This is a genomic window from bacterium, from assembly GCA_027622355.1.
Taxonomy (GTDB): Bacteria; UBA8248; UBA8248; order UBA8248; family UBA8248; genus JAQBZT01.
Genome location: JAQBZT010000086.1, coordinates 1 through 9,954, shown reverse-complemented (window position 1 = coordinate 9,954; position 9,954 = coordinate 1). Strand labels below are relative to the sequence as shown.

Sequence of the window (9,954 nt, the reverse complement as noted above, 5' to 3'; positions counted from 1 at the left end):
CATCTTGTTCGTTTGCGGGGGCGCCTTCGTGGTGCTCGACACGCTGATTCGCCAGCGCGTGGGCCGGCAGGGGATGGGATTCGAGGCGAAGTTGAACTCGGCGGGCAAGGCCTCCCTGACGGAGATTATCAACCAGGTGCTGCCGGAGGATCTCCTGAAATACGGCCTGATCCCGGAGTTTGTGGGGCGCCTTCCCGTCGTGGCCACCTTGGGCGAGCTCGACGAGGAGGCGATGGTGAGGGTGCTGACCGAGCCCCGGAACGCCCTCGTCAAGCAATTCCAGAAATTGATCGAATTCGAAAATGTGACCCTCCGCTTCACCGAGTCGGCGATCCGGCAGATCGCCATCCAGGCGCTTGAGCACAAGACCGGTGCCCGGGGGCTTCGCAGTATTCTCGAAGATATTATGCTCGAGACCATGTTCGACCTTCCGTCCATGAGCGACGTGAAAGAAATCGTGATCAACGAAAATGTCGTCCACCGGAAAGAGTCGCCGTTGTTGGTTTTTGAGAAAGCCAGTTAAGTTTCATGCGGTGTCTGTGCCCCTCTTCTCTCGTTTTGCGAGGAATGTTTGAAAGCTGAAACCGGTCTTCTGCCCTGCCTCCCCGTGCGGGATATGGTTTTTTTCCCGCACATGATCTCTCCTGTATTCGTCTCGCGCGGCCGCTCGATCGCCACGATTGAATCCATGCCTCCGCAGGCCCAGCAGATCTTCGTCGTCGCCCAGCGCGATTCCCGCGTCGAGGAAGCCGAACCGGAAAACCTCTATGAGGTCGGAACGGTGGCCGAGGTGCTTCAGGTGCTGCGCCTGAGCGACGGCACCTTCAAAGTGCTCCTGGAGGGGGTGCAGCGCGCCCGGCTGGTCGGCTGCCAGACCAACGGCGATGGAACGTGGGCCGAGGTGCTGTCAATCGATGAGAAAGAGGACATCCCGCCCGAGACCGCCGCCCAGTGCCGCGATCTGTTGTTCCATTTTGAGGATTATCTACGCATCAATCACCGGATTCCGCACGAAGTGTACGCCGCGGTGGAAAACATGGGGACGCCCTCGAGTGTGGCTGATGCGATTGCAGCGAGCGTTTCCTTCAAGCTCTCCGAAAAACAGCGTCTTCTCGAGTGTGTGAACGTCGAAGAGCGCATCGCCGCCCTGCGCGGCCTTCTCGATGGCGAGATCGAACTCTTGAAGATGGAGCGGAAGGTTCGCGGAAGAGTACGGCAGCAGATGGACCACAACCAGAAGGAGTTTTATCTCACCGAACAGCTCAAGGCGATCCAGCGCGAACTCGGTCAGGTGGATGGTGTCGCCACCGAGGGAGAGGAGCTGCGCCAGCGGGCGGAGAAAGTTCTCCTGCCCAAGGAGATTACCGAGCGGGTCGAAAAAGAGATCAGGCGCCTGGAGATGATGGCGCCTCTTTCAGCCGAGTCCTCGGTGGTCCGCGGCTACGTCGAATGGCTTATTGATGTCCCCTGGAAGGAGCGGACGCGCGATCAGAACAACTTGACGGTCGCGCGGGATGTCCTCGAGCGGGATCACTTCGGCCTCAAGAAGGTGAAGGAGCGCATCCTCGAGCATCTGGCCGTGAAGATTCTCAATAAGGCGATTCGGGGGCCCATCCTCTGCTTTGTCGGTCCGCCCGGCGTGGGAAAAACATCTCTCGGGCGGAGCATCGCAGGCGCCCTGGGGCGCAAGTTCGTCCGCGTCTCTCTCGGAGGGATCCGGGACGAGGCCGAAATCCGGGGCCACCGCCGCACCTACATCGGGGCGCTTCCGGGGCGGATCATCCAGTCCATGAAAAAGGCGGGTACGCTGAATCCCGTCTTCATGCTCGATGAAGTGGACAAGATGAGCGCCGACTTCCGGGGAGACCCCGCCTCGGCCCTGCTGGAAGTGCTCGATCCCGAGCAGAACCGGCACTTTAGCGATCACTACCTGGAGGTGGACTACGACCTGAGCCGGGTCTTTTTCATCGCGACCGCCAACACCACCGATGCCATACCAGGCCCGCTCCTCGATCGGATGGAGATCATCCGCATCGCCGGCTACTCCGAGGAGGAGAAGTATGAGATTGCGCGGCGTTTTCTCTTTCCCCGCCAGCGGAAGGAGAACGGGCTGGACGAAAAGATGCTCGAGGTCGAGGACGCGACCATTCTCCGGATCATCCGGGAGTACACGCGCGAGGCCGGCGTGCGGAACCTCGAGCGTGAGCTGGGGAATCTTTCGCGGAAGGTGGCGCGGCGCCTCGTCGAGAAGCGGCGGGAGAAAAAGGCGGCCAAGAAGGGCCGCGCCCGGAAGGACAAGCAGCTGGTTCGCATAACAGCGGCCGCACTGGAGACGTATATCGGGATTCCCCGCTTCATCCCCGAGCGGCCTGAATCGAGGGCGGAAGTCGGGGTTGCCACCGGGCTGGCATGGACCTCGGCCGGGGGCGTGCTTCTTCCCGTGGAGGTCGGCGTCTACGACGGCAAGGGGGTGTTGACCCTGACCGGGAAGCTCGGCGAGGTGATGAAGGAGAGCGCCCGGGCGGGACTCTCCTGGCTCAGGATGCGGGCCAAGGAACTCGGCATCCCCGCCAATTTCCACGAAAAGAAGGACATCCACATCCACCTTCCCGAGGGAGCGATTTCCAAGGATGGACCCTCGGCCGGTGTGACGATGGCGCTGGCGATGGCCAGCGCGCTCACGGGCCGGAAGGTGCGCCACGATGTGGCGATCAGCGGCGAGGTGACGCTGCGGGGCCGCGTCCTGCCCGTGGGCGGGGTGAAGGAAAAGATGCTGGCGGCCCGCCGGAACGGGATCCCCAACGTTATTTTCCCAAAGGAAAACGAAAAGGATGTGCGCGAGGTGGAGGAGGAAGGTCCGCTCGGGATGAATGTGATTTTTGTCGAAAGCATGGACGATATCGTGTCCGCGTGCTTGACGGCCGCGAAAAATATGCCAGTGGCCTCGAAAGGAAAGGCCTCCGCTATCCGGCCCCGGCAGCGCAAGACGGTTTCCTCGGCCCGCAAGGCGCCTCCCTCGGGCACAAAGAAAGAGACCGGCCGCACGCGGCGGATCTCCCCGGGCGGAAGATGAGGCGGAGTTTTCTTTTTGCGCGGTGCACGGCGAGGGAAGCGGGTTCTGGTGGATTGACATTTTCCGGGCCGCCAACCTATCATTTTTCCGGTTACAAAGGCGCGTAGCTCAGGGGGAGAGCGCTTGCTTGACACGCAAGAGGTCGGCGGTTCGAAACCGCCCGCGCCTACCACGAAAAAGGAAAGGGACGGGGTGATTTGGATTTTCCTTTCGATATTCAGCTCCACTGCATCGTTCTGGAACTCTGGAAAGTCCGGGAAGAAAGAGGAGCGTTTATTGGTGCCAGGCGCCCGGTTCTATGACTGTTGAATCCAGTTTGAATCCACCCAAGGATGCGATTGCGGTCAAGGTGGACGGTCGACTCGTCGATCTGGATCGTGCTTCCGCGAAAGACACCCGGCTCGAATTTGTTTCCCCCGAATCGGAAGAGGGACTCGAGATCCTGCGCCACAGCACCGCCCACCTGATGGCCCAGGCGGTGCGGGAGCTCTACCCCGGCGCCCAGCTCACCATCGGTCCGCCAATCGACAGCGGCTTTTACTACGACATTGATTATGAGCGCCCCTTCATCCCCGAGGATCTGGAAGCGATCGAGGGGAGGATGAAGGAAATTGCCAAGAAGAAGCTGCCGATCCGGCGCGAGGATCTCGACCGGCCCGCGGCGCTCTCGCTCTTCGAGGAACGCGGGGAGAGCTACAAGATCGAGATGATCAACGATCTGCCCGAAAGCGAGGCCCTCTCGATCTACCGGCAGGGCGATTTTGTCGATCTTTGCCGCGGGCCGCACGCCCCCTCGACGGGGGTGTTGCGCCACTTCAAGCTGCTCAACGTGGCGGGGGCCTACTGGCGGGGCGATGAAAGAAACAAGATGCTCCAGCGCATCTACGGGACGGCGTTCGCGACCAAGGAAGCGCTCAAGGAACATCTCCGGCGTCTCGGGGAAGCCAAGGCCCGCGATCACCGCGTTCTGGGGAAGCAGCTCGATCTTTTTTTCGTGGACGACAAGGCGGGCAGCGGGCTGATCTATTGGCAGCCCAAGGGGACCATCGTCAAGAAGACGATCGAGCGCTTCTGGGAAGATGAGCACGTCAAGCGCGGCTATCAACTCTGCTCCATCCCGCACATCGCCCGGGACGTTCTTTTCCGCACCTCGGGCCACTACGACTTTTACCGGGAGAGCATGTACGTCCTGAACATCGATGAGGACGAGTACGTGCTCAAGCCGATGAACTGCCCGGGCCACATCCTCATCTACCAGCAGCACACCCACAGCTACCGCGATCTGCCCTACCGGCTGGCCGAGCTCGGGACGGTCTACCGCTATGAGCGGAGCGGCGCGCTTCACGGGATGCTCCGCGTCCGGGGCTTCACCCAGGACGATGCCCACATCTTCTGCACCCTCGAACAGGCCGAGGAGGAAGTGATCGGCGTTATCGATCTGGCCCATTTCATGATGAAAACCTTCGGCTACGAGAATTTCAGCACCGAGCTCTCGGTGCACGACCCGGCCGATTTCAGCAAGTACGCCGGCGAGCCGGAGGACTGGGCCGCCGCCGTGGAAGCCCTCCGCAGGGCGCTCGAGAAGAAGGGCATCGCCTACAAGCGCATCGAAGGGGAGGCGGCTTTTTACGGCCCGAAGATCGACATCAAGATGCACGACGCCCTCGGGCGCGGCTGGCAGGGTCCCACCATCCAGTTCGACTTCAACCTCCCCAAGCGCTTCGACATCAATTACGTCGGCGCCGACGGCGAGCGGCACAAGGTGGTGATGATCCACCGGACGGTGCTGGGCTCGATGGAGCGGTTCGTGGGCGGCCTGGTGGAGCATTACGCCGGGGCGTTTCCGACCTGGCTCGCGCCGGTGCAGGCCCGCGTGATGACGATAACGGATGCGCAGCTTCCCTTTGCGAGGGAGGCGCTCGCGCGCCTGGTGGCAGAGGGTTTCCGCACCGAGGGCGATTTCCGGAACGAAAAGATCGGCTACAAGATACGCGAAGCACAGGTCGAGAAAGTCCCCTACATGCTGGTTGTCGGTGCCCGCGAAGCCGAACAGGGTCAGGTGGCGCTGCGGGTGCGCGGCGTGGGGGACATGGGTGCCGTTCCGCTCGATGAAGCGGTCCGGCGGATTCGCGCGGACATTGATGTCCGCGCCTTCATTCCTGGGGAGGGATAATATGGTTTTGCGCTCCCGTGGCGGGCGCGATACGCGGCCGCAGCCGAAGGGTCCGCGCGCAAACGAGGAAATTCGCGTGCCGCAGGTTCGCGTCATTGACGAGGATGGCGAGCAGCTGGGGGTGCTGCCAATCGAAGAAGCCCTGGCGGCGGCAGATGGCCGTGGGTTCGATCTGGTCGAGGTGTCCCCCAACGCCGATCCGCCCGTGTGCAAGATCATGGATTACGGGCGCTACAAGTACGTCCAGCAGAAGAAAGCCCACGACGCCCGCAAGCGCCAGAAGGTGGTGGAAGTCAAGGAAGTGAAGATGCGGGTGAAAATCGATGACCACGACTACGACTTCAAGAAACGGCACGCCGAGCGATTCCTCCACGATGGGAACAAGGCGAAGGTGACGATCATGTTCCGGGGCCGTGAAGTGACCCACCCCGACCTCGGACGGAAATTGCTCGATCGGCTCTCCAACGAGTTGATGGAAATCGCGGACATCGAGCAGGCGCCCAAGCTCGAGGGCCGCAACATGGTGATGATTCTTGCCCCAAAACCCGGGAAATTCCCGAGCGGAAGCGGAGAGAAGCCCCCGAAGGAGGAGGTTCCGCAGGACGGGGAATTGAAGGCGCCAATGGCGGAGGCACTTGAAAAAGCCCAGGCATCTGTGGAAGATAGCGCGTCAGATTCACCCGGGGTCGATACCCCCGAATCCTAAGGAAGGATAAGAAGATGCCGAAGCTGAAGAGCAACCGGGGGGCGGCCAAGCGCTTCAAGGTGACGGGAAGCGGGAAAATCAAGCGAAATCAGGCTTTTCACCGCCATATCCTGACCAAAAAGACCCGGAAACGGAAGCGCAATTTGCGCCAGGGACTTATCGTCTCAAGCGCCGATCACGCCCTGGTCAAGCGCCTTCTCCCCTATCTTTAGGGGATGAGCGCCCCCTCCGGCGGGGTTGCAGGCTTCCCCGCAGGCGGGTATATTCCGGGCCTTTGAAAAGCGGCTCCCTCTCCCGTGAGGGATGGCGGCCGCCCCGTGTCCTCAGACACTCAGACAGCAGGAGATAAGAAAAAATGCCTCGTTCCACGGGCAAACCCGCCGGAAGAACCCGCCACCGCCGGCTGCTGAAATCGGCCAAGGGCTACCGCGGCGCCCGCTCCAAGCGGTACCGCTCGGCCAAAGAAACCGTCCTGCGGGCGCTGGCCTATGCCACCCGCGATCGCCGGGTGCGAAAGCGCGAGTTCCGCCGCCTGTGGGCCGTCCGCATCAATGCGGCTGTCCGGGTGCTCGGGATGAACTACAGCACCTTCGTGCATGGGCTCAAACAAGCGGGCATCGAGGTGAACCGGAAGATGCTGGCCGATCTGGCGGTTGCCGATCCGCCCGCGTTTGCCCAGCTCGTCGAGTTAGCCCGGGCGCAGAGCTAGCACGCCAATCGGTGTTATCATCAAGCTCCGCCATCTTGGGCGGAGCTTTTTTTTCGGGATTTTCCAGATGCCCCTCTCGCCCCGGTCAAAGTCATGAGTGAAACCAATCTTCAGGAATTGTTCCGAGAGGCGGCGGCGGCGCTCGGCGCGGCACGGAACGCAGATGCGGCCGAGGAAGTCCGCCTGCGCTTTCTGGGAAGAAAAAGCGGCCTGCTGACCGAGGTAATGCGCGGCCTGAAGGATCTCTCCCCCGAGGAGAAGCGCACGGTCGGCCCCCTGGCGAATAACCTGCGGGACCTTATCGAAAAAGGCGTCGCCGCCATCAAGGATGGAGGGCCGGCGGGGCTCCAGGAAGTGCTCGCCCCCCATCTCACCGAGCGCGGGGGGAAGACCTATCTTTTCGAAGCGGTGGAGATCGCGTCGGGCGCTTTTCAGGCCGGGGCGGCCGCGGGGCCGGCTAGCCCCCGGATCGACCTCACCGTCCCCGGGAGGCGCCCGCGGCGCGGCCACCGCCACCCCATCGTGCAGACGATGGACGAGATCATCTCTGTCCTGACCCGCCTCGGCTACTCCGTCGCCGAAGGGCCCGAGGTGGAACTCGACTACTACAATTTCGAGGCCCTCAACATCCCGAAGGATCACCCCGCCCGCGACATGCAGGACACTTTTTACGTTTCGGACGATGTACTCCTTCGGACCCACACCTCACCCGTCCAGATCCGCATCATGGAAAAGCAGCCGCCGCCGGTGAAAGTGATTGCGCCCGGCAAGGTGTTCCGCTGCGATGCGGACGTGACGCACTCGCCGATGTTCCATCAGGTCGAGGGCCTCTATGTGGATCGCGGGGTGAGCTTCACGGACCTGAAGGGAACGCTTCAGGCGTTCGTGGAGGCCCTCTTCGGGCCCGAGTTCCGGGTGCGTCTGCGGCCGAGTTTCTTTCCCTTCACCGAGCCGAGCGCCGAGGTGGATATCTCCTGCGAGTGGATGAACGGCGGGGCGTGGATGGAGGTGCTCGGGGCGGGAATGGTGGACCCGGCGGTGCTCGAGGCGGTGGGCTACGATCCCGAGGAGTGGAGCGGCTTCGCTTGGGGTCTGGGGGTGGAGCGGGTGGCCATGCTCCGCTACGGCATCAGCGACATCCGGCTTTTCTTCGAAAACGACATCCGCATGCTCCGGCAGTTTTAGGCGGAGAGCGGGAGGAGCGCCATGCGCGTCAGTCTGGACTGGATAGCCGATTTCGTTGAGATCGATCCCAAGGCGCCGGGCCTCGCCGGGCAGCTTGCCGAGCGCCTCACGATGGCGGGGCTCGAGGTCGAGGGGCTCGATCAGCCCGGAGAGCGCCTGAAGGGTTTTGTCGTGGGTGAGGTGCTCACCGCCGAGGCCCATCCGGGTGCCGACCGGCTCAAGCTCTGCCGGGTCCATGACGGACTTCGGGAGCGGCGGGTGGTCTGCGGCGCGCCCAACGTGGCGGCCGGCCAGCGCATCGTTCTCGCCCGCCCCGGGGTGAGGCTCCCGGACGGCCAGCAGATCAAAGAGGCCAAAATCCGCGGGGAAACCAGCGAGGGGATGATCTGCTCGGCCCGCGAGCTTGAGATCGGCGAGGATCACGGCGGCATCCTCGTGCTGGAGGGTGCCCCGCCGGTGGGTTCTTCCGCCGCCGCCGCGCTCGGCCTCGACACCAGTGTCTTTGAGATCGGCATCACCCCCAACCGGGCCGACTGCCTCTCCGTTCTCGGGGTGGCGCGCGAGGCGGCCGCCATTTTGGGCCGGCCGCTGCGCATTCCCGAGCTGGCCGTTGCCGAGGAGGGTGCGGATTCCGCGGAGAAGCTGTGCGCGGTGGAAATCCGCGATGCGGACAAGTGCCCGCGCTACATCGCCCGTGTTATCCGGGGGGTGAAGATCGGTCCCTCTCCGGCCTGGATGCAGCAGAGGCTCAAGATCGCCGGGATGCGGCCCATCAACAACGTGGTGGATGTAACGAACTACGTCATGTTCAGCCTCGGCCAGCCGCTGCACGCCTTCGACATGGGCCTGCTGGCCGAAGGGCGCATCGTGGTCCGCACGTGGGAGCCCGTGGACGGGCCCTTCAGCACCCTCGATGGGCAGGAGCGGAAGATGGACGTGGGCGATTTGATGATCTGCGACGCCCGGCGCCCGGTGGCCATCGGCGGCGTGATGGGCGGTCTCAACTCCGAGGTCGGCGATGGGACGCGGAACATCCTTCTGGAGAGCGCGTACTTCGCGCCCGCCACCATCCGGCGCACCCGGCGGCGCCTCGGCCTGAACTCCGAGGCCTCCTACCGCTTCGAGCGGGGGGTGGACCCGGGCGGAACGCGCCGGGCGGCCGATTGGGCGATCGAACTTATCCGGCAGACGGCGGGCGGCGAGGTGGCCCCCGGTGTGGTGGACGCCTACCCGAAGCCGGTACGCCCCGCCCGCGTGCGCCTCAGAACCAGGCGGATTGCGGCCCTTCTGGGCGAGAAGGTGGGGAAGCGGGAGATCCGCAAGGAACTCGAAGCCCTCGGGATGAAGCTCGAAGCCGCCGGCAAGGACGAATACGTGGTGGAGGTACCCACCTTCCGGCCCGACATCGAGCGCGAGATCGATCTGATCGAGGAGGTGGCCCGCCAGAAGGGATACGATCAGTTCGCCGCGACCCTCCCGCCCACGACGCGCCCGCCGGCCCCGCCCTCCCCGCGAAGGGAGCTGGAGGAGAAGGGCCGCGAGGCGATGGTGGCCGCGGGTTTTGATGAGGCGATCAATTACAGCTTTGTGAGCGGCGCCGCCCTGGAGCGCCTCGGCCTGGGCGGGGCGGATGTGGTTCCGCTTCGAAATCCCCTGAGCGCCGAGATGGATGTGATGCGGACCACCCTTCTCGCGGGTCTTTTGGGCAATGCGGCCCTGAACCTGAACCGCGGGCTGGATGAAGTGCTTCTTTTCGAGATCGGGCAGACCTTCCACAAGGGAGGGGGCGGCCCCCTGCCCCGGGAGGAGGCGCGGCTGGCGGCGATCCTGACGGAGACATTTCCCCCCGCGCTCTGGCCGGCGGGGGCGGTGCCCGGCGGGGAGACGCTTCTTCTCCCCGCGCTGTTCGACCTCAAGGGGGCTCTCGAGTATCTCGCCGAGGCACTGCGGCTTCCGGCCCTCTCTTTCCGCACCAAGGAAGACGCGCCGCCGGCTTTCGAGGCGGGGGGAGTGGCCGGCATTCTCTCGGAGGGTGCCGAGATCGGAACAGTGGGTCTTCTCTCCCGCCGGGTCTGCGATGAGGCGGGCATCCGCCAGCCCGTGGCTGC

At 63.7% G+C, this 9,954-nt stretch carries 7 protein-coding genes, 1 tRNA gene and 1 pseudogene; all 9 read left to right on the top strand.

Annotated elements, in window-relative coordinates; translation table 11 throughout:
- The coding region (locus O2807_06765; protein ID MDA1000201.1) for an AAA family ATPase at positions 1 to 523 on the top strand (523 nt) is incomplete at its 5' end.
- Positions 524 to 571: 48 nt separating this feature from the next.
- Positions 572 to 3,073: an endopeptidase La gene (gene lon, locus O2807_06760; protein MDA1000200.1), complete on the top strand. Its 2,502-nt coding sequence runs from the start codon at positions 572 to 574 to the stop codon at positions 3,071 to 3,073.
- A gap of 97 nt (positions 3,074 to 3,170) precedes the next feature.
- Positions 3,171 to 3,245 (top strand) — tRNA-Val (locus O2807_06755).
- Between the two features lie 126 nt (positions 3,246 to 3,371).
- Entirely contained in the window at positions 3,372 to 5,246 is a 1,875-nt protein-coding gene (thrS, locus tag O2807_06750) for a threonine--tRNA ligase (protein MDA1000199.1), read from the top strand.
- 1 nt (position 5,247) lies between these two features.
- Positions 5,248 to 5,790, top strand: a pseudogene (infC, locus tag O2807_06745) (translation initiation factor IF-3).
- Positions 5,791 to 5,966: 176 nt separating this feature from the next.
- Entirely contained in the window at positions 5,967 to 6,164 is a 198-nt protein-coding gene (gene rpmI / locus O2807_06740) for a 50S ribosomal protein L35 (protein ID MDA1000198.1), read from the top strand.
- A gap of 143 nt (positions 6,165 to 6,307) precedes the next feature.
- Positions 6,308 to 6,661 (top strand): 50S ribosomal protein L20, encoded by a 354-nt coding sequence (gene rplT, locus O2807_06735; GenBank protein MDA1000197.1) that lies wholly within the window; start codon positions 6,308 to 6,310, stop codon positions 6,659 to 6,661.
- Positions 6,662 to 6,754: 93 nt separating this feature from the next.
- Positions 6,755 to 7,846, top strand: a complete 1,092-nt coding sequence (pheS, locus tag O2807_06730; protein ID MDA1000196.1) for a phenylalanine--tRNA ligase subunit alpha — start codon at positions 6,755 to 6,757, stop codon at positions 7,844 to 7,846.
- A 21-nt stretch (positions 7,847 to 7,867) separates the two neighbouring features.
- Positions 7,868 to 9,954 (top strand): phenylalanine--tRNA ligase subunit beta (pheT, locus tag O2807_06725; GenBank protein ID MDA1000195.1); only part of this gene is annotated, 2,087 nt, incomplete at its 3' end.

Bases quoted from the DNA above. Each gene is read 5' to 3' on its own strand.
- rplT (MDA1000197.1), top strand. From the start codon at position 6,308: ATGCCTCGTTCCACGGGCAAACCCGCCGGAAGAACCCGCCACCGCCGG.
- thrS (MDA1000199.1), top strand. From the start codon at position 3,372: ATGACTGTTGAATCCAGTTTGAATCCACCCAAGGATGCGATTGCGGTC.
- rpmI (MDA1000198.1), top strand. From the start codon at position 5,967: ATGCCGAAGCTGAAGAGCAACCGGGGGGCGGCCAAGCGCTTCAAGGTG.
- pheS (MDA1000196.1), top strand. From the start codon at position 6,755: ATGAGTGAAACCAATCTTCAGGAATTGTTCCGAGAGGCGGCGGCGGCG.